General features: G+C 67.8%; 16 protein-coding genes and 3 rRNA genes. 7 read left to right on the top strand and 12 right to left on the bottom strand.

The genetic code is table 11. The features are described from left to right. The first annotated feature begins 23 nt into the window (after positions 1-23). From OG747_RS27315 to OG747_RS27295, 5 genes are read left to right on the top strand one after another with little or no spacing between them, the layout of a single operon-like run. Positions 24-1,370, top strand: coding sequence for a glycerophosphoryl diester phosphodiesterase membrane domain-containing protein (locus OG747_RS27315; protein ID WP_405882039.1), 1,347 nt, complete (start codon positions 24-26; stop codon positions 1,368-1,370). 4 nt (positions 1,371-1,374) lie between these two features. Next, on the top strand, positions 1,375-2,121 hold the full coding sequence (locus OG747_RS27310; RefSeq protein ID WP_405882038.1) for a DUF4129 domain-containing protein: 747 nt from the start codon (positions 1,375-1,377) through the stop codon (positions 2,119-2,121). Continuing rightward, positions 2,118-3,311 carry a DUF4350 domain-containing protein gene (locus OG747_RS27305; RefSeq protein ID WP_405882037.1) on the top strand — a complete coding sequence of 398 codons (1,194 nt, stop codon included), beginning with the start codon at positions 2,118-2,120 and terminating at the stop codon, positions 3,309-3,311. The genes OG747_RS27310 and OG747_RS27305 overlap by 4 nt, the downstream gene beginning before the upstream one ends. Next, positions 3,311-4,300 carry an AAA family ATPase gene (locus OG747_RS27300; protein ID WP_405885694.1) on the top strand — a complete coding sequence of 330 codons (990 nt, stop codon included), beginning with the start codon at positions 3,311-3,313 and terminating at the stop codon, positions 4,298-4,300. Before OG747_RS27305 ends, OG747_RS27300 begins: the two co-directional genes overlap by 1 nt. After that, positions 4,300-5,610, top strand: coding sequence for a DUF58 domain-containing protein (locus tag OG747_RS27295; protein ID WP_405882036.1), 1,311 nt, complete (start codon positions 4,300-4,302; stop codon positions 5,608-5,610). Before OG747_RS27300 ends, OG747_RS27295 begins: the two co-directional genes overlap by 1 nt. 102 nt (positions 5,611-5,712) lie before the next feature. Here OG747_RS27295 and rrf read toward each other — a convergent pair. From rrf to OG747_RS27275, 4 genes are all read right to left on the bottom strand, one after another. Continuing rightward, positions 5,713-5,829, bottom strand: a 5S ribosomal RNA gene (gene rrf, locus OG747_RS27290). A gap of 94 nt (positions 5,830-5,923) precedes the next feature. Further along, positions 5,924-9,046, bottom strand: a 23S ribosomal RNA gene (locus OG747_RS27285). Positions 9,047-9,361: 315 nt separating this feature from the next. After that, positions 9,362-10,887, bottom strand: a 16S ribosomal RNA gene (locus OG747_RS27280). The 16S, 23S and 5S rRNA genes sit together here, the layout of an rRNA operon. Before the next feature lie 612 nt (positions 10,888-11,499). Then, positions 11,500-12,507 carry a stage II sporulation protein M gene (locus OG747_RS27275; protein ID WP_405882035.1) on the bottom strand — a complete coding sequence of 336 codons (1,008 nt, stop codon included), beginning with the start codon at positions 12,505-12,507 and terminating at the stop codon, positions 11,500-11,502. Positions 12,508-12,626: 119 nt separating this feature from the next. Between OG747_RS27275 and OG747_RS27270 the strand changes: the two genes are divergently transcribed. Next, on the top strand, positions 12,627-13,637 hold the full coding sequence (locus OG747_RS27270; RefSeq protein WP_405882034.1) for an RDD family protein: 1,011 nt from the start codon (positions 12,627-12,629) through the stop codon (positions 13,635-13,637). A 69-nt stretch (positions 13,638-13,706) separates the two neighbouring features. Here OG747_RS27270 and OG747_RS27265 read toward each other — a convergent pair whose 3' ends face one another. The 8 genes from OG747_RS27265 to OG747_RS27230 all read right to left on the bottom strand — a co-directional run bounded on the left by OG747_RS27265 (position 13,707) and on the right by OG747_RS27230 (position 22,629). Beyond that, entirely contained in the window at positions 13,707-14,321 is a 615-nt protein-coding gene (locus tag OG747_RS27265) for a hypothetical protein (protein ID WP_405882033.1), read from the bottom strand. 99 nt (positions 14,322-14,420) lie between these two features. Continuing rightward, complete coding sequence (gene ahcY / locus OG747_RS27260) at positions 14,421-15,878, bottom strand: adenosylhomocysteinase (RefSeq protein WP_405885692.1); 1,458 nt, start codon at positions 15,876-15,878, stop codon at positions 14,421-14,423. Positions 15,879-16,399: 521 nt separating this feature from the next. Further along, a complete protein-coding gene (locus OG747_RS27255) occupies positions 16,400-17,380 on the bottom strand; it encodes a cation diffusion facilitator family transporter (protein WP_405882032.1) in 981 nt (326 codons plus the stop codon). Between the two features lie 141 nt (positions 17,381-17,521). Further along, complete coding sequence (gene manA / locus OG747_RS27250; protein ID WP_405882031.1) at positions 17,522-18,673, bottom strand: mannose-6-phosphate isomerase, class I; 1,152 nt, start codon at positions 18,671-18,673, stop codon at positions 17,522-17,524. Between the two features lie 83 nt (positions 18,674-18,756). Further along, positions 18,757-19,884, bottom strand: a complete 1,128-nt coding sequence (locus OG747_RS27245; RefSeq protein ID WP_405882030.1) for an SIS domain-containing protein — start codon at positions 19,882-19,884, stop codon at positions 18,757-18,759. A gap of 124 nt (positions 19,885-20,008) precedes the next feature. After that, entirely contained in the window at positions 20,009-20,179 is a 171-nt protein-coding gene (locus tag OG747_RS27240) for a Trm112 family protein (RefSeq protein ID WP_266413406.1), read from the bottom strand. Positions 20,180-20,375: 196 nt separating this feature from the next. Further along, the gene (locus OG747_RS27235; protein WP_405882029.1) at positions 20,376-21,737 is read right to left on the bottom strand and encodes a phosphomannomutase/phosphoglucomutase; all 1,362 of its coding nucleotides are present in this window, start codon (positions 21,735-21,737) and stop codon (positions 20,376-20,378) included. 412 nt (positions 21,738-22,149) lie between these two features. Beyond that, positions 22,150-22,629, bottom strand: coding sequence for a DUF3499 domain-containing protein (locus tag OG747_RS27230; RefSeq protein WP_405882028.1), 480 nt, complete (start codon positions 22,627-22,629; stop codon positions 22,150-22,152). Positions 22,630-22,872: 243 nt separating this feature from the next. Here OG747_RS27230 and OG747_RS27225 point away from each other — a divergent pair, with 243 nt between their 5' ends. Beyond that, a complete protein-coding gene (locus tag OG747_RS27225; RefSeq protein ID WP_405885691.1) occupies positions 22,873-23,322 on the top strand; it encodes a metallopeptidase family protein in 450 nt (149 codons plus the stop codon). Positions 23,323-23,407 lie beyond the last annotated feature (85 nt).

The raw sequence follows: 23,407 nt of genomic DNA, 5'->3' as shown, positions 1-23,407 counted from the left end.
GCGGGCACCGTGAAGGAGCGACGATGAAAGACACTCCGGGCTGGGCCTCGCCCGGATCTGCCCCCTCCAACGGGCAGGAGCCGGACGGCTCCGGCGCCTCGCAGCCCTCGGACCAGGGCGGCGCGGACCAGCCTGAACCGCCCGCGAAGTGGTCCAAGGAGCAGCCCCCGCCCGGCCAGTGGTCCGCTCCCAGTCCGCAGGACCCCGGCCAGACCCCGCCACCGCCCGGTCCGGGCTGGGGCGGCCAGCAGCCTCCAGGCCCGGGCGGCCACGGAGGCCGGGGCGGCGGCTACGGCGGCTGGGGAGGCCCCGGCCGCGGCTACGGAGGCCCTGGGGGTCCCGGTGGCTGGGGAGGCAACTGGGGCGGTCCGCCGCCCGCCGCCAAGCCCGGCGTGATCCCGCTGCGCCCGCTCGGCGTCGGCGAGATCCTCGACGGCGCGGTCTCCACGATGCGGACCTACTGGCGTACCGTCCTGGGCATCTCGCTGACCGTCGCGGTCGTCACGGAGATCGCGGTCATCCTGCTCCAGGGCCTGGTCCTGAACGACACCGCGAGCACGGACGCCCTCAACGACCCGAGCGCCACCGTGGGCGAGCTCAGCCGCGCCTTGGGCGACGCCCTGCTGAGCTCCGGCGTCGTCCTGCTCATCTCCCTGCTCGGCACCATCGTCGCGACGGCCCTGCTCACTTCCGTGACCAGCCGCGCTGTACTCGGCAAGTCGGTCACCACCGCCGAGGCCTGGCGCGACGCCCGACCCCAGCTGCCGAAACTGTTCGGCCTGACCTTCCTGCTGCCGCTCCTCGCCGTCGCGATCATCGGCGTCGGCACCCTGCCCGGCGTGCTCATCGCGCTCGCCGGAGCGAGCGGCGCCGGCGCCGCACTCGCTGTTCTCGGCGGACTCGGCGCGGGCGTCGTCGCTCTCTGGCTGATGATCCGCTTCTCGCTCGCCTCGCCCGCACTGATGCTCGAAAAGCAAGGCGTCCTGAAGTCCATGAGCCGCTCCGCGAAGCTCGTCCGCGGCTCCTGGTGGCGGGTCTTCGGCATCCAGCTGCTCGCCACGATCATCGCCAACATCGTGGCGTCGATCGTCGTGATCCCGTTCACCTTCCTCGCCGGTGCCCTGAGCGGCGACGGCGTCACCGGCTTCCTCAACAGCGGCAACGGCAGCCTCGGCTGGACGTTCCTCATCGTCAGCGGAATCGGCTCGGTGATCGGGTCCATGCTCACCTTCCCGATCACCGCGGGCGTCACCGTGCTCCTCTACATCGACCAGCGCATCCGCCGCGAGGCCCTCGACCTCGACCTGGCCCGCGCCGCCGGCGTCCAGGACTACGGCTCCGGCACCCCCGGCACCACCCCGGGGAGTTGATGCGGTGAGTCCGGCGGGGGGAGTTCTCACAGCAGTAGTGGCACTGCCGCGCACCGGCGCCACGGCGGTCCTCGCGCTGCCGCGCGGCGACGAACCACCGGTGACGATCCCGCGCGACCCCGCGCGGGAGGCGGCCAGGCGCGAGCTGTCCAAGCGGATGTACCACGAGAACGACCCCAGCCTGGTCCAGCGCGCCCTGAACGCCTTCTGGGACTGGGTCGACAAGCTGTTCGGCGCCGCTTCCTCGGCAACTCCCGGCGGTGCGCTCGGACTTGTCGTCATCCTGCTGGCCGTACTGGCCGTCGTGGCCGCCCTCTGGTGGCGCCTCGGCACCCCGCGCCGCACCCCCACGTCATCCGCCGCGCTCTTCGACGACCGCCCCCGCAGCGCCGCGGAACACCGCGCGGCTGCCGAGGCGCACGCCGCCCAGGGACACTGGAACCAGGCCGTCCAGGAACGCATGCGCGCCGTCGTCCGCTCTCTGGAGGAGCGTGCCCTACTCGACCCGCGCCCCGGCCGCACCGCGGACGAGGCCGCGGCCGAGGCGGGCCGCTCGCTGCCCTCCCACACGGACCGACTGCGCGCCGCGGCACAGGACTTCGACGACGTCACATACGGCGGCCGAGCCGCGGGCTCCGACACATACCACCGCCTCACCCAACTCGACCGCGACCTGGAGCGCACCAAGCCCGTACTCACCAGCAGCGCCCGGAGCACGGCCCACAACGCTCGCCAGGGGGCCGCCTCATGACCGAGGCCACCCTGACGTCCACCTCGGCCTCGCCCACCGCCCGCCAGGTGTGGACCCGCGCCCGAGGGATCACCCTCGCGGTCGTGGTCCTGCTGGCGGCCGCTGTCGCGATCGCCGCGATCCGCTCCGGCGCCCAGCACGGCCGCCTCGACCCGCGCTCCGCCGACCCCTACGGCAGCCGCGCCACCGCCGCACTCCTCGGCGACCGTGGGGTCTCCACGCGCGTGGTCACCACCCTGGACGAGGCTCGCGCCGCGGCCGGCCCCGACACCACACTCCTCATCGCCGCCCCCGACCTGCTGACCCACCGTCAACAGGCGAGCCTCCACACGGCGACCAAGAACTCCGGCGCCCGCACGGTCCTGATCGCCCCCGAGTCGCCCTCCCTCGGCACCCTCGCCCCCGGAGTGACCGCCGACCCCGCGATCAGCTTCGACTCGACGCTCTCCCCCGGCTGCGACCTGCCCGCCGCCCGCCGCGCGGGCAGCGCCGACACCGGCGGCATCCGCTACAGCACGACCGACCTCGGCGCCGACGCCTGCTACCCCAGCGACGGCCTGCCCACCCTGCTGCGCATCCCGGCGGCCACCCCGAACGGCGACACCGTCGTCATCGGCGCCCCCGACATCCTCTACAACAACCGTCTCGACAAGCAGGGCAACGCCTCGCTCGCCCTCCAACTGCTCGGTTCCCGGCCCCACTTGGTCTGGTACCTCCCCTCGCTCTCCGACACCTCGGCCACCGACGCGGGCGGCCGGACTTTCCTCGACCTGCTCCCCTCGGGCTGGCTCTGGGGCACACTTCAGCTCTTCATCGCGGCAGCCCTGGCCGCCCTCTGGAGGGCACGCCGACTCGGCCCCCTCGTACCCGAACGCCTCCCCGTCGCGATCCGCGCCTCCGAAACCGTCGAAGGCCGCGCCCGCCTCTACCGCAAAGCCAACGCCCGCGACCGCGCGGCCATCGCTCTGCGCTCCACCACCCGCACCCGCCTCGCCCCCCTCGTCGGCGTGTCCCCCTCCCAGGCGCACACGCCCGAGGCGCTGCTCCCCGCCCTGTCCGCCCAGCTCCACGGCGACGGACAGGCCCTGCACGTCCTCCTCTTCGGCCCGCCGCCGCCCCACGACGACGCGGCCCTCATCTCCCTCGCCGACCAACTCGACGCCCTCGAAAGAGAGGTACGCCGTTCATGATGGACCCGACCACTGACAACGCCGGGTACGCCGGGGATCCGGGCACCGCCCGCTCCTCCCTGGAAGCCCTGCGCGCCGAGATCGCCAAAGCCGTGGTCGGCCAGGACCCCGCCGTGACCGGCCTCGTCGTCGCCCTCCTCTGCCGCGGACACGTTCTACTTGAAGGAGTCCCCGGAGTTGCCAAAACGTTGCTCGTCCGCGCCCTCGCATCCGCACTCGAACTCGACACCAAGCGCGTCCAGTTCACTCCCGACCTGATGCCGAGCGACATCACCGGCTCCCTGGTCTACGACGCCCGCACCGCCGAGTTCTCCTTCCAGCCCGGCCCGGTCTTCACGAACCTGCTGCTCGCCGACGAGATCAACCGCACCCCGCCCAAGACCCAGTCGTCCCTCCTCGAAGCGATGGAGGAACGTCAAGTCACGGTCGACGGCACCCCCCGCCCGCTCCCGGAACCCTTCCTGGTCGCCGCGACCCAGAACCCGGTCGAGTACGAGGGAACGTATCCTCTCCCCGAAGCCCAACTGGACCGCTTCCTCCTCAAACTGACGATCCCTCTCCCGTCCCGCCAGGACGAGATCGACGTCCTCACCCGCCACGCCGAGGGCTTCAACCCACGCGACCTGCGCGCCGCCGGCGTACGCCCCGTAGCGGGCCCGGCCGACCTCGAAGCCGCTCGCGCCGCCGTGGCCAAGACCGTGGTCTCCCCCGAGATCACCGGCTACGTGGTAGACATCTGCCGCGCCACCCGCGAATCGCCGTCCCTCAACCTCGGCGTCTCGCCGCGCGGCGCCACGGCCCTCCTCGCCACCGCCCGCGCCTGGGCGTGGCTGACGGGCCGCGACTACGTCATCCCCGACGACGTGAAAGCCCTGGCCCTCCCCACCCTCCGCCACCGCATCCAGCTCCGCCCCGAAGCGGAGATGGAGGGCGTGACGGCCGACTCCGTCATCAACGCGATCCTCGCCCACGTCCCCGTCCCCCGCTGATGGCACTCACCGGACGCGCCGCCCTCCTGGCGGCTCTCGGCACACTCCCCATCGGCATCTGGGAGCCGAGCTGGACAGGCATCCTCGCCGTGAACGCCCCCCTGGCCCTGGCCTGCGCCTGCGACGCCGCCCTGGCGGCTCCCGTACGCCGCCTCGGCCTGACCCGCTCCGGCGATACTTCCGTGCGCCTCGGCGAAACCGCCGACGTCACCCTGACCGTCACGAACCCGTCCGGCCGCCCCCTGCGCGCCCACCTCCGCGACGCCTGGCCCCCCAGCAGCTGGGAGCCGGGCACCGAGGTAGCCGCCTCCCGCCACCACCTGACGGTTCCCGCCGGCGAACGTCGACGCCTCACCACCCGCCTGCGCCCGACCCGCCGCGGCGACCGCACGGCAGACCGCGTCACGATTCGCTCGTACGGCCCCCTGGGTCTGTTCTCGCGCCAGGGCAGCCACAAGATCCCCTGGACCGTACGAGTCCTGCCGCCGTTCACCAGCCGCAAGCACCTCCCGTCCAAACTGGCCCGCCTGCGCGAACTCGACGGCCGCACCAGCGTGCTGACCCGCGGCGAGGGCACGGAATTCGACAGCCTGCGCGAGTACGTCCCCGGCGACGACACCCGCTCCATCGACTGGCGCGCCACGGCCCGCCAGACCACGGTCGCCGTACGCACCTGGCGTCCCGAACGCGACCGCCACATCCTCCTGGTCGTCGACACGGGCCGCACCTCGGCCGGCCGGGTGGGCGACGCCCCACGCCTGGACGCCTCCATGGACGCGGCCCTCCTCCTCGCCGCCCTGGCGTCCCGGGCCGGCGACCGTGTGGACCTCCTCGCATACGACCGCCGGGTACGCGCCCTCGTCCAGGGCCGCGCGGCAGGCGATGTCCTCCCGTCCCTGGTCAACGCGATGGCGACCCTGGAACCGGAACTCGTCGAGACGGACGCCCGCGGCTTGACCGCCACAGCACTCCGTACGGCACCCCGCCGCTCCCTGATCGTCCTGCTGAGCAGCCTCGACGCGGCCCCCATCGAAGAGGGCCTGCTTCCCGTGCTCCCCCTCCTCACCCAACGCCATACGCTGCTGGTGGCGTCGGTGGCCGATCCGCACGTCGCCCGCATGGCGAAGGCTCGAGGAACCGCCGAAGCGGTGTACGAAGCAGCAGCTGCGGCCCAGGCCCAGACGGAACGCCATCGCACGGCCGAACAGCTGCAGCGCCACGGAGTCACTGTCGTGGACGCGATTCCCGACGACCTGGCGCCTGCTCTCGCGGATGCATATCTGGCACTCAAGGCCGCAGGGCGGCTGTAAGCGGGCACAAAAAAGGGGCCTCCTTTTTCAGGAGGCCCCTAGAAATGATCTCGAACGCAGAAAACCCCCTTGCCATAAGGCAAGGGGGTTTTCTCAAAATTTGTTCGGCGGCGTCCTACTCTCCCACAGGGTCCCCCCTGCAGTACCATCGGCGCTGTGAGGCTTAGCTTCCGGGTTCGGAATGTAACCGGGCGTTTCCCTCACGCTATGACCACCGAAACACTATGAAACTGTAACTACCGCACCATACCCAGTGGCCCAGGGCATGGGGTTGTTCGTGGTTTCAGAACCAACACAGTGGACGCGAGCAACTGAGGACAAGCCCTCGGCCTATTAGTACCAGTCACCTCCAGCGGTTACCCGCCTTCCAGATCTGGCCTATCAACCCAGTCGTCTACTGGGAGCCTTAACCCCTCAAGGGGGTGGGAATACTCATCTCGAAGCAGGCTTCCCGCTTAGATGCTTTCAGCGGTTATCCCTCCCGAACGTAGCCAACCAGCCATGCCCTTGGCAGGACAACTGGCACACCAGAGGTTCGTCCGTCCCGGTCCTCTCGTACTAGGGACAGCCCTTCTCAATATTCCTACGCGCACAGCGGATAGGGACCGAACTGTCTCACGACGTTCTAAACCCAGCTCGCGTACCGCTTTAATGGGCGAACAGCCCAACCCTTGGGACCGACTCCAGCCCCAGGATGCGACGAGCCGACATCGAGGTGCCAAACCATCCCGTCGATATGGACTCTTGGGGAAGATCAGCCTGTTATCCCCGGGGTACCTTTTATCCGTTGAGCGACGGCGCTTCCACAAGCCACCGCCGGATCACTAGTCCCGACTTTCGTCCCTGCTCGACCCGTCGGTCTCACAGTCAAGCTCCCTTGTGCACTTACACTCAACACCTGATTACCAACCAGGCTGAGGGAACCTTTGGGCGCCTCCGTTACTCTTTAGGAGGCAACCGCCCCAGTTAAACTACCCATCAGACACTGTCCCTGATCCGGATCACGGACCCAGGTTAGACATCCAGCACGACCAGAGTGGTATTTCAACGACGACTCCACAACAGCTGGCGCTGCCGCTTCAAAGTCTCCCACCTATCCTACACAAGCCGAACCGAACACCAATATCAAACTGTAGTAAAGGTCCCGGGGTCTTTCCGTCCTGCTGCGCGAAACGAGCATCTTTACTCGTAGTGCAATTTCACCGGGCCTATGGTTGAGACAGTCGAGAAGTCGTTACGCCATTCGTGCAGGTCGGAACTTACCCGACAAGGAATTTCGCTACCTTAGGATGGTTATAGTTACCACCGCCGTTTACTGGCGCTTAAGTTCTCAGCTTCGCCACCCCGAAGAGTGACTAACCGGTCCCCTTAACGTTCCAGCACCGGGCAGGCGTCAGTCCGTATACATCGCCTTACGGCTTCGCACGGACCTGTGTTTTTAGTAAACAGTCGCTTCTCGCTGGTCTCTGCGGCCACCCCCAGCTCAGAGTGCAAGACTCATCACCGGTGATGGCCCCCCTTCTCCCGAAGTTACGGGGGCATTTTGCCGAGTTCCTTAACCATAGTTCACCCGAACGCCTCGGTATTCTCTACCTGACCACCTGAGTCGGTTTAGGGTACGGGCCGCCATGAAACTCGCTAGAGGCTTTTCTCGACAGCATAGGATCATCCACTTCACCACAATCGGCTCGGCATCAGGTCTCAGCCTTGATGTGCGACGGATTTGCCTATCGCACGGCCTACACCCTTACCCCGGGACAACCACCGCCCGGGATGGACTACCTTCCTGCGTCACCCCATCACTCACCTACTACAGGTCTGGTCCGTCGGCTCCACCACTCCCCTTTGCCCGAAGGCTCCGGGACGGCTTCACGGACTTAGCATCGCCTGGTTCAATGTTTGACGCTTCACAGCGGGTACCGGAATATCAACCGGTTATCCATCGACTACGCCTGTCGGCCTCGCCTTAGGTCCCGACTTACCCTGGGCAGATCAGCTTGACCCAGGAACCCTTAGTCAATCGGCGCACACGTTTCTCACGTGTGTATCGCTACTCATGCCTGCATTCTCACTCGTGAACCGTCCACCACTGCCTTCCGGCGCGGCTTCACCCGGCACACGACGCTCCCCTACCCATCACAGCAGGCGTTGGCCCTATAGCTGCAATGACACGACTTCGGCGGTACGCTTGAGCCCCGCTACATTGTCGGCGCGGAATCACTAGACCAGTGAGCTATTACGCACTCTTTCAAGGGTGGCTGCTTCTAAGCCAACCTCCTGGTTGTCTCTGCGACTCCACATCCTTTCCCACTTAGCGTACGCTTAGGGGCCTTAGTCGATGCTCTGGGCTGTTTCCCTCTCGACCATGGAGCTTATCCCCCACAGTCTCACTGCCGCGCTCTCACTTACCGGCATTCGGAGTTTGGCTAAGGTCAGTAACCCGGTAGGGCCCATCGCCTATCCAGTGCTCTACCTCCGGCAAGAAACACACGACGCTGCACCTAAATGCATTTCGGGGAGAACCAGCTATCACGGAGTTTGATTGGCCTTTCACCCCTAACCACAGGTCATCCCCCAGGTTTTCAACCCTGGTGGGTTCGGTCCTCCACGACCTCTTACAGCCGCTTCAACCTGCCCATGGCTAGATCACTCCGCTTCGGGTCTTGAGCGCGCTACTAAACCGCCCTATTCGGACTCGCTTTCGCTACGGCTTCCCCACACGGGTTAACCTCGCAACACACCGCAAACTCGCAGGCTCATTCTTCAAAAGGCACGCAGTCACGAGACACCAAGCAAGCTTGATGTCCGACGCTCCCACGGCTTGTAGGCACACGGTTTCAGGTACTATTTCACTCCGCTCCCGCGGTACTTTTCACCATTCCCTCACGGTACTATCCGCTATCGGTCACCAGGGAATATTTAGGCTTAGCGGGTGGTCCCGCCAGATTCACACGGGATTTCTCGGGCCCCGTGCTACTTGGGTGTTTCTCAAACGAGCCGTTGACGTTTCGACTACGGGGGTCTTACCCTCTACGCCGGACCTTTCGCATGTCCTTCGCCTACATCAACGGTTTCTGACTCGTCTCACGGCCGGCAGACCGTGAAAGAGAAATCCCACAACCCCACATACGCAACCCCTGCCGGGTCTCACACGCATATGGTTTAGCCTCATCCAGTTTCGCTCGCCACTACTCCCGGAATCACGGTTGTTTTCTCTTCCTGCGGGTACTGAGATGTTTCACTTCCCCGCGTTCCCTCCACTTGCCCTATGTGTTCAGGCAAGGGTGACAGCCCATGACGACTGCCGGGTTTCCCCATTCGGAAACCCCCGGATCAAAGCCTGGTTGACGACTCCCCGGGGACTATCGTGGCCTCCCACGTCCTTCATCGGTTCCTGGTGCCAAGGCATCCACCGTGCGCCCTTAAAAACTTGGCCACAGATGCTCGCGTCCACTGTGCAGTTCTCAAACAACGACCAACCACCCATCACCCCCGGTTACCACCGGAGTTCACTGGGGCCGGCACTGAAGGCAGCCAAAATCGGCCGTACCTTCAGACACCCAACAGCGTGCCCGACACCCTCACCGCTTCCCTCATTCGTTCCACGCCCCGAAGAGCAGTACTGGAAGGAGAAGACAGTCAAGTGTGCCGAATAATCAACGTTCCACCCATGAGCAACCAGCATCAGACATTCGCTGATGTACTGGCCTCTGACCTCACCCCGGAGGGATCGGTAAGAAGTGCTCCTTAGAAAGGAGGTGATCCAGCCGCACCTTCCGGTACGGCTACCTTGTTACGACTTCGTCCCAATCGCCAGTCCCACCTTCGACAGCTCCCTCCCACAAGGGGTTGGGCCACCGGCTTCGGGTGTTACCGACTTTCGTGACGTGACGGGCGGTGTGTACAAGGCCCGGGAACGTATTCACCGCAGCAATGCTGATCTGCGATTACTAGCAACTCCGACTTCATGGGGTCGAGTTGCAGACCCCAATCCGAACTGAGACAGGCTTTTTGAGATTCGCTCCGCCTCACGGCTTCGCAGCTCATTGTACCTGCCATTGTAGCACGTGTGCAGCCCAAGACATAAGGGGCATGATGACTTGACGTCGTCCCCACCTTCCTCCGAGTTGACCCCGGCAGTCTCCTGTGAGTCCCCATCACCCCGAAGGGCATGCTGGCAACACAGAACAAGGGTTGCGCTCGTTGCGGGACTTAACCCAACATCTCACGACACGAGCTGACGACAGCCATGCACCACCTGTACACCGACCACAAGGGGGCGACCATCTCTGGCCGTTTCCGGTGTATGTCAAGCCTTGGTAAGGTTCTTCGCGTTGCGTCGAATTAAGCCACATGCTCCGCTGCTTGTGCGGGCCCCCGTCAATTCCTTTGAGTTTTAGCCTTGCGGCCGTACTCCCCAGGCGGGGAACTTAATGCGTTAGCTGCGGCACCGACGACGTGGAATGTCGCCAACACCTAGTTCCCACCGTTTACGGCGTGGACTACCAGGGTATCTAATCCTGTTCGCTCCCCACGCTTTCGCTCCTCAGCGTCAGTAATGGCCCAGAGATCCGCCTTCGCCACCGGTGTTCCTCCTGATATCTGCGCATTTCACCGCTACACCAGGAATTCCGATCTCCCCTACCACACTCTAGCTAGCCCGTATCGAATGCAGACCCGGGGTTAAGCCCCGGGCTTTCACACCCGACGTGACAAGCCGCCTACGAGCTCTTTACGCCCAATAATTCCGGACAACGCTTGCGCCCTACGTATTACCGCGGCTGCTGGCACGTAGTTAGCCGGCGCTTCTTCTGCAGGTACCGTCACTCTCGCTTCTTCCCTGCTGAAAGAGGTTTACAACCCGAAGGCCGTCATCCCTCACGCGGCGTCGCTGCATCAGGCTTTCGCCCATTGTGCAATATTCCCCACTGCTGCCTCCCGTAGGAGTCTGGGCCGTGTCTCAGTCCCAGTGTGGCCGGTCGCCCTCTCAGGCCGGCTACCCGTCGTCGCCTTGGTGAGCCACTACCTCACCAACAAGCTGATAGGCCGCGGGCTCATCCTTCACCGCCGGAGCTTTTAACCCACCCAGATGCCCAAGCAGGTATTATCCGGTATTAGACCCCGTTTCCAGGGCTTGTCCCAGAGTGAAGGGCAGATTGCCCACGTGTTACTCACCCGTTCGCCACTAATCCACCCCGAAGGGCTTCATCGTTCGACTTGCATGTGTTAAGCACGCCGCCAGCGTTCGTCCTGAGCCAGGATCAAACTCTCCGTGAATGTTTTCCCGTAATCGGGACGACACCACGAGAGCGGAACCAAGGGGAGGAATAATCCCCTCGGTTCACAGCGTCCTCGCTGTGCGCCTGCCAGGCAGTGCCCGGCAGGACTTTTTCAAAGGAACCTCGTCCCAGCCGATCGGCCGGAGACGGGGTATCAACATATCTGGCGTTGATTTTTGGCACGCTGTTGAGTTCTCAAGGAACGGACGCTTCCTTTGTACTCACCCGAGAGACTCTCTCAGGCTTTCCTCCGGGCGCTTCCCTTCGGTGTTTCCAACCTTACCAGATCCGCTTTCCGTTCCGTTTCCGGTCGGAATTCATTTCCGGTGGCCGTTGGAAGGCCTTTGCCTATTTGATTGCCTTCCGGCTCCCTTTCGGCGAGTCCGACTTTATCAGAAGTTTTCGACCGGTCTTACCGGCCACTCAGTCCTGAATAATCGGGAGGTGCTTCTCGCGAATCACATTCGCAAGGAGCTCGCAGATACTAACCGCCACCGTCTGGACTTGTCCAGCTCTAGGCAACTGTTTGAATCTACCTCCCCACCAGCTCCGTGTCAACGGTCTTGTGGGGCGAAGAGGAGACTAGCAGGTCAGCGGGTGTGGACGCACATCAGGCGGCCGTCGGGAGCGTGGCGCTGCGCTCGGACTCGTCGATGTCTCCGGTGTCACCGGCCCGTGCCGCACGACCGCCCAGGACATAGACGTACGCGAGAAAGGCCAGTTCAGCCGCTATTCCGATGCCGATGCGGGCCCAGGTGGGGAGACCGGACGGAGTAACGAAGCCTTCGATGGCGCCCGAGACGAAGAGGACCAGCGCCAGGCCTATCGCCATGCCGAGAGCGGCGCGGCCCTCTTCCGCCAGCGCCGTGCGGCGCGAGCGGGGACCCGGGTCTATCAAGGTCCAGCCCAGTCGCAGCCCAGTGCCCGCGGCCACGAAGACGGCGGTCAGTTCCAGGAGGCCGTGCGGAAGGATCAGGCCCAGGAAGGTGTCGAGGCGGCCTGCCGACGACATCAGGCCTATGCCTACGCCGACATTGAGCATGTTCTGGAAGAGGATCCAGAGGACCGGTATCCCGAGGAAGACGCCCAGCACCAGGCACATCGCGGCGGCCTGGGCATTGTTCGTCCAGACCTGGGCGGCGAAGGCCGCGGCGGGGTGGCTCGAGTAGTAGGTCTCGTACTCGCCCCCGGGGCGCGTGAGCCGGCGCAGTTCGCCGGGCGCGGCGATCGAGGACTGGACCTCGGGATGCGTGCCTATCCACCATCCGAGGACGACCGCGACCAGGGTCGAGAGAAGAGCCGTCGGTACCCACCAGTGACGCGAGCGGTAGACCGCCGCCGGGAAACCGTGGGACAAGAATCGGGTGACATCGCGCCAGGAGGCGCGGCGGGTGCCCGTCACCGCACTTCGCGCGCGTGCCACCAGTTGGCTGAGCCGACCCGTGAGCTGCGGGTCCGGGGCGCTGGACTGGATCAGGGAGAGGTGAGTGGCCGTACGTTGATAGAGGGCGACGAGTTCATCGGCCTCGGCCCCGGTGAGTCGGCGCTGGCGACGCAGCAGGACGTCGAGGCGATCCCACTCGGCGCGGTGGGCGGACACGAAGACGTCGAGGTCCATCGGTTCTGCTGCTCCTCGTCCTCTCGTACTGCGTGTCAGCTTGTCGTACCGCGGCGCGATGTGCCCTCAGCTTGGCAGACTGGCCGTTCTCGGGGCAGGCCAGGGGAAGGACAGCGAGCGTGAGTGAGCTAGTGACAGGCGAGGCGGTGGCGCTGGAGTTGCGCCCCGCGAAGCTGCCGAGCCGGGCGCTGGCCGTGTTGCTCGACCTGATCGTGGCGATGGCCGTCTATGTCGTCGTCGCCATCGCCCTGGTGGCTTCGACGGCGACCTTGGACGAGGCGGCGCAGATCGCGGTGTCGATCGCGAGCTTCATTCTGCTGTTGGTGGGCGGGCCGATCGCGGTGGAGACGCTCAGCCACGGCCGTTCGCTGGGGAAATTGGCGCTCGGGCTGCGGGTGGTGCGGGACGACGGGGGGCCGATCCGGTTCCGGCATGCGCTGGTGCGCGGTGCCATCGGCGTGGTCGAGATTCTGATGACGTTCGGAACCGTCGCGTGTGTCGCCTCGCTCGTGTCGGCGCGGGGGCGGCGGCTCGGTGATGTGTTCGCGGGGACCCTTGTCGTGCGCGAGAGGATTCCGGTCGGACGTATGGGCTTCGTGCCTCCGCCGCCGCCCTGGCTGGCGGGGCGGTTCTCCGGACTTGATCTGTCGGCGGTGCCGGACGGGCTGTGGCTGGCCATTCGTCAGTACCTGACGCGGATGCAGCAGCTGGATCCTCAGGTCGGTGCGGCGATGGCGGAGCGCCTCGCCGTCGATCTCGCCTCCCGTACGGGGGCGCCGGCGCCGCAGGGGGTGCCTGCGGCCTCCTATCTCGCGGCCGTGGTGCAGGAACGGCAGGCGCGCGATGCCCGGCGGGCCTTTGGTGGTGGGGCTAGCCCGGCCGTGCCCGGGGGTCCGGGTGGGCCTGTCGCCGGGATACCCGGCGTAGGCGGCGCGGTCATGCAGCGACCGGGGGCCTACGCCTATCCGCCGGCGGCTCCCCCCTCGCCTGTGGCGCCGGCAGGCTCGTATGAGTCGTCGTCCCCTGTCTCGGACCGCCCGGCGGCGTCGGCGCCGCGGGCGCCGCAGCCCGCGGAGCCGCGGGACGAGCAGGCCGACCGCCCTACCACCGGGTTCGCGCCACCTGCCTGACGCTGTCCGAACCTCCGAACCTCCGAACCTCCGAAGTTCTGAAGTGAAGTCCTGAACCTCCCGACGTCGTCAGGCGAAGACCGACGGCGGCGATTCGAGGTGCTCGAGTTCGATGCCGGGCGCCGCGAGGACCACGTCTCCCGCGAGGTGCACGGCGTGCTGCTCCCCCGTATCCAGCGCTGTGACCTGGTATTCGTCCACGGTCAGGGGGCCGTTGTCAGTGGCGTGTGTTTCTCTCGAGATCAAGGCCCAGGACTGGTCGAGGGTGCGCGGGGCGAGGACCGGGTCGGTGAAGGCGACGAGGCGTACGCGGGTTGCGGAGGCATCGGGGGTGAGGCGAAGGAGACGGGCAGTGGCGACGAGGAACGCGGGGGAGGCGCCGGTGAAGGCGTGGGCGCGGACATTGCCTTCAGTGGCCTCGGTGCCGGTGGGGTCGGTGCGGACCCAGGTGACGCCGTCGAGTGCGGCGCCACGGACCTGCCAGGCCGCGGCGTGGAGTTCGAGACGGATGGGGCGGCCCAGTTCGTCGAGGGCGAGGTCGACGGAGCCGAGATGGTCGCCGGAGGGGGTGGTCAGTTGGGAGACGTAGCGCCAGCCGGAGGGGCCGGGCGCGCAGTGGAAGTGTTCTTCGGCGAGGGGGGTGTGATCGTGCGGATCGTGGAGCGAATAACGGCCGCGGGGCATGGGCGTTCAGGTCCTCATCGGGGACAGGCCCCCGCCACGGGGGCGAGGGCCTGCTGACATCCGTACGCCGAGCGGTGGTACCGCTGCTCGGCGGGGTGCTCAGTAGCGGTAGTGGTCCGACTTGTACGGGCCCTCGACCTCTACGCCGATGTACGAGGCCTGCTCGGGGCGGAGCGTGGTCAGCTTGACGCCGAGGGCGTCGAGGTGGAGACGGGCGACCTTCTCGTCGAGGTGCTTGGGCAGCACATAGACGTCGGTCGGGTACTCGCTGGGCTTGGTGAACAGCTCGATCTGGGCCAGGGTCTGGTCCGCGAACGAGTTGGACATCACGAACGAGGGGTGGCCGGTGGCGTTGCCCAGGTTCAGCAGGCGGCCCTCCGACAGCACGATGATCACCTTGCCATCGGGGAACTTCCAGGTGTGGACCTGCGGCTTGACCTCGTCCTTGACGATGCCGGGGATCTTCGCGAGTCCGGCCATGTCGATCTCGTTGTCGAAGTGACCGATGTTGCCCACGATCGCCTGGTGCTTCATCTTGGCCATGTCCGAGGCCATGATGATGTCCTTGTTGCCGGTCGTGGTGACGAAGATGTCGGCCTTGTCGATGACCTCGTCGAGGGTCGTGACCTGGTAGCCGTCCATCGCTGCCTGGAGCGCGCAGATCGGGTCGATCTCGGTGATGATCACGCGGGCGCCCTGGCCGCGCAGGGACTCCGCGCAGCCCTTGCCCACGTCGCCGTAGCCGCAGACGACGGCGGTCTTGCCGCCGATGAGGGTGTCGGTGGCGCGGTTGATGCCGTCGATCAGGGAGTGGCGGCAGCCGTACTTGTTGTCGAACTTCGACTTGGTGACGGCGTCGTTCACGTTGATCGCCGGGAACAGGAGGGTGCCGTCGCGGTGCATCTCGTACAGGCGGTGCACGCCCGTCGTGGTCTCCTCGGTCACGCCGCGGATCTCCGAGGCGAGCTGGGTCCACTTCTGCGAGCCGTCGGTGATGGTGCGGTGCAGGAGTTCGAGGATGACGCGGTGCTCGTCTGACTCGGCGGTGTCGACCGAGGGGACTTTGCCGTCCTTTTCGTACTCGACGCCCTTGTGGACGAGGAGAGTGGCGTCACCGCCGTCGTCCAGGATCATGTTCGGGCCGCCGGTGGGGGTGTTCGGCCAGGTCAGAGCCTGCTCCGTGCACCACCAGTACTCCTCCAGGGTCTCGCCCTTCCAGGCGAAGACCGGGACGCCCTGCGGGTTGTCGGGCGTGCCGTTCGGGCCGACCGCGATGGCGGCGGCGGCGTGGTCCTGGGTGGAGAAGATGTTGCAAGAGGCCCAGCGGACCTCGGCGCCGAGGGCGACCAGGGTCTCGATGAGGACGGCGGTCTGCACCGTCATGTGCAGGGAGCCGGTGACGCGGGCGCCCGCCAGGGGCTGCGCCTTGGCGTACTCCTCGCGGATCGACATCAGGCCGGGCATCTCGTGCTCGGCGAGGGTGATCTCCTTGCGGCCGAACTCGGCCAGGGAGAGGTCGGCGACCTTGAAGTCCTGTCGGTTGTCGACAGTCGTCATGGGGAGCTGCTCCTCGGGATATAAGGCGAGGTGGATACGGCTGGTCTGCGCGGCGGCGAGCATACGCACGCCCAATCCAGGCACGCTGGTGCCCGGCAGGACACAGGCGTGCCTGATGCGCGCAGCGCAGTCCGTCGGAGGCCCTCTCTCCCTCGGCCGGTCCGCGGTGGGACCGCCCGACCGCCATCAGCAGCGACGTCTGGCTCAGTGACCAAGCTACACCGGTTGCCCCGGGCCTCCCCAGCCCGGCTTCGGCCAACAGACGTCCCGGGCAAGGCCCCGGACGGCGACGAGCCCCGTGTGTCGGCGGGTCGTAGGCCTCGCCGTCGGGCGTTCGGACGAGCCGGGGCACGCTTCCGACCAGCGGGGTGTTCACAGCGGGGTGTTCCTGCCGGGAAGTCGCTCGGTCGGTCGTGCCTGTCCGGGTCCGTGCGGACCTGGACGCCGCTGGGGCCCGTCTGAAATCCAGGCAGGCCCCAGCGGCGTACGAAAGGAGGTGGGTCGTGCGAAAGGAGGTGGGATCAGTGCACGGAAGGGGTCTGGGCCGGGCCGCCGGGGGTGGCTTCGGGGTCTGGGCCCTTTGCCGCCTCCGCCTCGCTGTAGATGTCCGGCTCCAGGTAGATCACGCGGGCGATCGGGACGGCGGTTCGGATGCGGGACTCGGCGGCGTTGATCGCGGCGGCGACCTCGGTGGCCGTGTCGTCGTGCTGGACGGCGATCTTCGCGGCGATCAGGAGCTCCTCCGGGCCGAGGTGGAGGGTGCGCATGTGGATGATGCCGGTGACCGTGGCGCCGTCGACGATCGCAGCCTCGATCTTCTTGACCTCTTCGATGCCCGCGGCCTCGCCCAGCAGGAGGGACTTGGTCTCGGCAGCCAGCACCAGCGCGATCAGGATGAGCAGGATGCCGATGCACAGCGTGCCGATGCCGTCCCAGACGCCGTCGCCGGTGAGCAGGGCGAGGCCGACGCCGCCGAGGGCGAGGACCAGACCGATGAGCGCGCCGAAGTCCTCCAGGAGGACGACCGGCAGCTCGGGGGCCTTGGCGCGGCGGATGAACTGCGACCAGGAGTGCGTGCCGCGCAGTTCGTTGGACTCCTTGATGGCCGTCCGGAAGGAGAAGCCCTCGGCGATTATCGCGAACACCAGGACGCCGACCGGCCAGTACCAGTGCTCGATCTCGTGCGGGTGCTTGATCTTCTCGTAGCCCTCGTAGACGGCGAACATGCCGCCGACCGAGAAGAGGACGATCGAGACGAGGAAGGCGTAGATGTAGCGCTCGCGGCCGTAGCCGAAGGGGTGCTGCGGGGTCGCCTCGCGCTGGGCCTTCTTGCCGCCGATCAGAAGCAGGGCCTGGTTGCCGGAGTCGGCGAGCGAGTGGACGCCCTCGGCGAGCATCGAGGACGAGCCGCTGAAGGCGAACGCCACGAACTTCGATACCGCGATCGCGAGGTTGGCGCCGAGTGCCGCCACGATCGCTCTGGTGCCGCCTGAAGCGCTCATGTGCTCCTGCTGTCCCTTCGTACGCCGTCCGGGCCCCGTTCGTACCCTCGTACGCCGGTCCGGGCTTTGCCCGCCCTTTGCGGTGGGCCATTCTTGCAGCCCGGTCCGACAGCGGCGCCTCAGGCCACCACACTCACCTCGTCAGGCCACCACTGTCGCACGGAAGATCGTGCCGGACCCGGACACCTCGGCCTTTTCGGCCGCCGGTACGAAGACCGACTGGCCGGGTGCCAGCGTGGTGCCGTCCGCGTGTACGGAACCCGCCGTGCAGAGCAGGATCTGCGGGGTCGCGCGCGTGAGGTCGTGCGGGGCGGCGCCCTCCGCGAGGGTGTACCGGGAGAGACGGAACTCGTCGATGGGGGTCTCGTAGACCTCCTCGCCGTCGGGGGACGCCTCCGGGCGCAGGACGCCGGGGTCGCTCGCCTCGAAGCGGACGATGCGCAGCAGTTCGGGGACGTCGACGTGCTTGGGGGTCAGGCCGCAGCGCAGGACGTTGTCGCTGTTGGCCATGATTTCGACGCCCAGGCCGTTCAGATACGCGTGCGGGACGCCGGCGCCGAGGAACAGGGCCTCGCCGGGCTGCAGTTGGACGTAGTTGAGGAGCATCGCGGCGATGACGCCGGGGTCGCCCGGGTAGTGGTGGGCGATGTCGGCGTAGGGGGTGTAGGCGCCGCCGAGGCGGGCGCAGGCGGCCGCGGCCTCGGTGACCGTGTGGGCCATCTCGTCGGGGTCCGCGCCCAGTACCGCCGTCAGGACCTCGCGCAGCGCCGCCTCCTCCGGGTGGGCGTGCAGCAGGTCGACGTACGGCTTGAGGGAGTCGACGTCCAGGCCCGCGAGCAGTTCGGCGGCCTCGTCGGGGGCGCGGAAGCCGCACAGGCCGTCGAACTCGGTGAGGGCGCAGATCAGTTCGGGCTTGTGGTTGGCGTCCTTGTAGTTGCGGTGCGGCGCGTCGATGGGAACGCCGCGGCGCTCCTCGTCCTCGTACCCCTCCCTCGCCTGTTCGAGGTTGGGGTGCACCTGGAGGGAGAGGGGGGCGCCCGCGGCGAGGATCTTCAGCAGGAACGGCAGGTGGGGGCCGAACTTGGCGACGGCCGCGCGGCCGAGTTCCTTCTCGGGGTCCTCGTCGATGACCTCGGTGAGGGGACCGCGCGCGGTGAGCGAGGGCGCGCCCGCGTGGGCGCCCATCCACATCTCCGCCTGCGGTTCACCGGTCGGCTCGACGCCGAGCAGCCGCGGGATGGCGGTGGTCGAGCCCCAGGCGTAGGGGCGGACGGTGTTGTCGAGGCGGTCCATGTCTGGTGTTCTCTCCGTACGTACGCTGCGCTGGTCAGGAATCCCGGTTCCAGCAGGCGCTGGTCAGGGGGCCAGGCTCAAGGTCAGGCCCCCGAAGCGAGCGCCAGGTAAACGGCGGCGAAATCCGTGGTGGCGATCAGCTCCGCGAGGGTTTCGAGCTCGCCGCCCTCTTCGGGTTCGAGCTCGCTGATCGCGGTGTCGTGGCTGAGGGCGAGTTCGCGGGCGGCGGGGGCGGCGGTGAGGCCGCCGGCCGGGCGGTCGCGCAGCAGCACCACGCGCGCGTGCAGGGCCTGTGCCTCCTCGACGCGGTCGCGGAAGAAGTCGTCGGGGTCGGCGCCGGCGGCGAGTGCGCCCGCGAGCAGCACACGGTGGGCGGCGAGCGCCTCGGGGAGTTCGGCGGTGAGTCCGGGGCGGCCTGCCAGCTCCGCGAGTGCGGCGGTGAAGCGACGGCCCGCGGGGCCCGCGGAGGTGCCCTCCGTCCAGATCACCGGGAGCGCTTCGGCGAGGTCGGCGGCGAGCGTCTTGGCGGGGTTGCTGTAGGTGGCGATGGCCGGGCCGCAGCGTTCGGCGACGCGGTCGAGGCGGTCGGCGACCTTCTGCAAAGCCTCGGGCGGGGCGGAGACCAGACCGGTGCGGTCCAGCAGTGCGAGCAGCGGGGTGAACAGTGCCCACAGGACGCCGGGGGCGGAGGCCGCCAGGGGCGCGATCGGCTCGTACGGAGCGGTCGCCATCGGTACGAACAGGCCGTGTGCGCCCTCCACCGCCTCCGTGATCGGGCTGCCGGCGGGGGCCACCGCGACGACGGTGCTGCCGCGTCGGTACGCCTGCTCGACCAGGAGTTCGAGGCCGGGTTCGGTGCCGTCGGGGGTGGCGATGAGCAGGAGGTCCACCGGGCCCGCCCAGCCGGGCAGTTCCCAGCGCAGGGCGCCCGCCGCGGGGGCGACGCCGGTGGGGGTGAGCCGGGTGATGGGGCAGCTGGCTCCGGCGAGCGTGCCGAGCAGCTCGGCGACGCCCGTGGCGGCCATGCCGGGGCCGGCGATCATGACGGCACGGGGGCGGCCGTCCGGCTTCAGGTCCGAGATTCCGGCCTCCGCGGCGTGCCGGACCGCGGTACGCACACGGGCGCCGGCCTCGGCGGCGCCCCTGAGCAGCTCGCGACGGTCGGCGCGGGCGAGCGCCTCTGGGTCGTCGAGCAGCGATTCGTCGAGCATGGGTCGGCAGCCTCCCGATCGCCGGTGTGTCGCCTTTACGCCTGTATCGCGGATGTCGCCTGTGTTGCGGGGGTTGCAGGTGCCACGGGTGTCACGTGTGTTGCAAGTACTGCCCGTGGGGCGTTTACGCGGGGCGGCGGGCCTCGTCGACGAGCAGTACGGGGATGCCGTCCCGGACGGGGTAGGCGAGGCCGCAGTCCTGGCCCGTGCAGAGCAGCTCGCTCTCCTGCTCCTTGAGCGGGGCGTGGCAGGCCGGGCAGGCGAGGATCTCCAGGAGGCCGGCTTCGAGCGGCATGGGGTGTCCTTTCGAACAAGGTGAATGCGGCCTGGTCAGCGTACCGCTGTGGAGGGGTGGGGTGCGGGGCTGTGCGGGCGCGGGGGATTTCGCCCCCCGCGCCCGCCAAGGGGCCCCGTCCCTGGACCCCGAGGGATCCTTTCGGCCGTGGGACGGTGGGAGCCGGGGCGCGGCTCCCCCGCGCCCCTTACGGGGCTCAGCCTCGGATGATCTCCAGTACCTCGTCACGTACCTTCGCCATCGTCGCCTCGTCCTTCGCCTCCGCGTTCAGGCGGAGGAGGGGCTCGGTGTTGGAGGGGCGGACGTTGAACCACCAGTCGTCGGCGGTGACGGTCAGGCCGTCGAGGGCGTCGAGGGTGACGCCCTCGCGGCCCTCGTACGCGGCCTTGATCGCGGCGAGGCGGGCCGCCTGGTCGTCGACGGTGGAGTTGATCTCGCCGGAGCCCACGTAGCGGTCGAACTCGGCGACGAGCTGGGAGAGGGGGCCGTCCTGGCCGCCCAGCGCGGCGAGGACGTGGAGGGCGGCCAGCATGCCGGTGTCCGCGTTCCAGAACTCGCGGAAGTAGTAGTGCGCGGAGTGCTCGCCGCCGAAGATCGCGCCGGTGCGGGCCATCTCGGCCTTGATGAAGGAGTGGCCGACGCGGGTGCGGACCGGGGTGCCGCCGTGCTCGCGGACGACCTCGGGCACCGACCACGAGGTGATGAGGTTGTGGATCACCGTCCCGCCGCCGTGCTTGTCCAGTTCGCGGGCGGCGACCAGGGCCGTGATCGCGGACGGGGAGACCGGGTCGCCGTGCTCGTCCACGACGAAGCAGCGGTCCGCGTCACCGTCGAAGGCGATGCCGATGTCGGCGCTCTCCTCACGCACGCGCTGCTGGAGGTCCACGATGTTCGCCGGGTCGAGCGGGTTCGCCTCGTGGTTCGGGAACGTGCCGTCCAGCTCGAAGTACATGGGCACGAGATCCAGGGGCAGGCCGGCGAAGACGGTCGGGACCGTGTGCCCTCCCATGCCGTTGCCCGCGTCGACGACCACCTTCAGGGGGCGGATGGAGGTCAGGTCGACGAGCGAACGCAGGTACGCCGCGTAATCCTCCAACGTGTCACGTTGCGTGATCGTTCCGGGCGTCGCGTCCGAGGTCGGGACGTCCGAGTCGAGCCAGGACTCGACGAGTTCGCGGATCTCGGCCAGGCCGGTGTCCTGGCCGACCGGAGCGGCGCCCGCGCGGCACATCTTGATGCCGTTGTACCGGGCGGGGTTGTGCGAGGCCGTGAACATGGCGCCCGGCAGGTCGAACGCACCCGACGCGTAGTACAGCTGGTCCGTCGAGCACAGCCCGATTTCGGTCACGTCGACACCGCGGGCAGCCGCCCCGCGCGCGAAGGCACGCGACAGACCGGGCGACGAGGGCCGCATGTCGTGCCCGATCACGATGGCTTCCGCTCCGGTCACCTGGACGAAGGCCGCCCCGAACAACTCGGCCAACGACTCGTCCCACTGGTCCGGTACCACCCCGCGTACGTCGTACGCCTTCACGAGCTGCGACAGATCAGCAGTCACGGCCAACCCTCCAGAAGTCCACTTCGGTCACCCCAAACTACCCGTCCCGGCTGACAGTCCGCTGTGAAGTGGCTGATCGGACGCGTATCCGTCACCTGGGGTCCCACTCGTCACCCAGGAGTAACGCACGGATCGAAGCGCCGGCCGTCAGGGGCCAAGGAGGCGCCGATGCGGGCGAGTTGCACGCCGGGCTGGTTCGAGACGGCGATCAAAAAGCTTATGGGCCCGGCCCGGTGCGCCTTCATGGGGACGCCTGCGAGCGGGACGAGGCCGGCGAGAGTTCCTGGACGTACGGGGCGCCTCACCGGATGTCACCGTGCGGGGGATTCCGCGATGCGGAAAGTATTTTCAGCAAGCGGCGAAAATGATCGTGCCCCTGACGACCAGCCGTCAGAGCGGACGAAGTGGACGCTCAGTTGTCCGGCGAGCGCAGCACGCGCAGGTGGCCGCGGCGTGCGACCTCCATCGGGTCCGCCGAGCGTGCGCTGCCGCCACCGGCCTCGGCTGCGCGCTGCTGCGGACGGGCCGCCTCGCGCACCGCGTTGGCAAGCGCTTCCAGATCGTCGCCGCTGGGGCGGGAAGGCGCCGAGGTGTCGGCGAGCCGGACGACCTCCCAGCCGCGCGGGGCGGTGAGGCGCTCGGAGTGCTCGGCGCACAGGTCGTAGCAGTGGGGTTCGGCGTAGGTGGCGAGCGGGCCGAGGACCGCGGTCGAGTCGGCGTAGACGTACGTCAGCGTCGCGACGGCGGGGCGGCCGCAAGCGGTTCGCGAACAGCGACGTACAGGGCTCACGAGGTTGGACGGTACCGCACTCTTGAGCGGGCCGCGACGACTCTCCCCCAGGTCACCCCACCGTGTCGTGCCGCGAGTCCGCGCACAGGGGCCTCCGGACATCCCGCCCTGACCTGGGACGACATCCCATGACGAGATACCGAACGGACCTGAATCCGGTCACCACTTGGTGCAAACCACGTCAATTGCAATGTGAGCGACGGTCGGGGAGGGATACGGAATCGAGCCCAAGCTTGGCTGGAATGGTCATCCGGCGACATCCGGAACCGGCACCGGGCTTCCCGCCCCGGACCCCGCGTGGGGGGCCGGGCGCGCGGACCTCGTGGGGACTACTCTTCGTCAGTGATGGACAACCCCGTACCTCCCACCGCCGCCGCACCCGGGCCCCGCCGTCGCGATCGCCACGGAAGGGGCATGCGCGGCCCCGTCGCGCCCCCACAGGTGCCGCTCGCCGCGAGCCGCGCCGAGGTGTTCGCGGACCTGGTGCAGGACTCCGTGGAGCGACTGGAGCGGCGCTGGCCGCAGCTCGCCGACATCGACTTCATGGTCCTGGAAGTGCCGCGACTGGACGGCTCCGGCGAGGGCTGGAGCGACGAAGCGGTGCCCCTGGGAGGCACGATTCCGGCAGGCGAGGGCCATCCGCCGCGCGTGGTCGTCTACCGTCGCCCGGTCGAGATCCGCACCAAGGGCCGCGACGAGCGCGCCGCGCTGGTGCACGACGTCGTCGTGGAGCAGGTCGCGGAGCTGCTGGGGCTGACGCCGGAGACGGTGGACCCGCGGTACGGCGAGGACTGAGGACCACCGAACCGCCGAACCGCCAAAACACCGGATCACTGGATCACTGGATCACCGGAACACCGTCGGAGCGCCACCGGGTCCC

Source organism: Streptomyces sp. NBC_01384 (assembly GCF_045040035.1).
Taxonomy (GTDB): Bacteria; Actinomycetota; Actinomycetes; order Streptomycetales; family Streptomycetaceae; genus Streptomyces.
This window is presented reverse-complemented; position numbering and strand designations above follow the sequence as displayed.

Bases quoted from the DNA above. Each gene is read 5' to 3' on its own strand.
- OG747_RS27265 (WP_405882033.1), bottom strand. From the start codon at position 14,321: ATGCCCCGCGGCCGTTATTCGCTCCACGATCCGCACGATCACACCCCC.
- OG747_RS27300 (WP_405885694.1), top strand. From the start codon at position 3,311: ATGGACCCGACCACTGACAACGCCGGGTACGCCGGGGATCCGGGCACC.
- OG747_RS27295 (WP_405882036.1), top strand. From the start codon at position 4,300: ATGGCACTCACCGGACGCGCCGCCCTCCTGGCGGCTCTCGGCACACTC.
- manA (WP_405882031.1), bottom strand. From the start codon at position 18,673: ATGGACCGCCTCGACAACACCGTCCGCCCCTACGCCTGGGGCTCGACC.
- OG747_RS27305 (WP_405882037.1), top strand. From the start codon at position 2,118: ATGACCGAGGCCACCCTGACGTCCACCTCGGCCTCGCCCACCGCCCGC.
- OG747_RS27255 (WP_405882032.1), bottom strand. From the start codon at position 17,380: ATGAGCGCTTCAGGCGGCACCAGAGCGATCGTGGCGGCACTCGGCGCC.
- ahcY (WP_405885692.1), bottom strand. From the start codon at position 15,878: ATGACGACTGTCGACAACCGACAGGACTTCAAGGTCGCCGACCTCTCC.
- OG747_RS27225 (WP_405885691.1), top strand. From the start codon at position 22,873: ATGGACAACCCCGTACCTCCCACCGCCGCCGCACCCGGGCCCCGCCGT.
- OG747_RS27275 (WP_405882035.1), bottom strand. From the start codon at position 12,507: ATGGACCTCGACGTCTTCGTGTCCGCCCACCGCGCCGAGTGGGATCGC.
- OG747_RS27230 (WP_405882028.1), bottom strand. From the start codon at position 22,629: ATGTCCGGAGGCCCCTGTGCGCGGACTCGCGGCACGACACGGTGGGGT.
- OG747_RS27240 (WP_266413406.1), bottom strand. From the start codon at position 20,179: ATGCCGCTCGAAGCCGGCCTCCTGGAGATCCTCGCCTGCCCGGCCTGC.
- OG747_RS27315 (WP_405882039.1), top strand. From the start codon at position 24: ATGAAAGACACTCCGGGCTGGGCCTCGCCCGGATCTGCCCCCTCCAAC.
- OG747_RS27245 (WP_405882030.1), bottom strand. From the start codon at position 19,884: ATGCTCGACGAATCGCTGCTCGACGACCCAGAGGCGCTCGCCCGCGCC.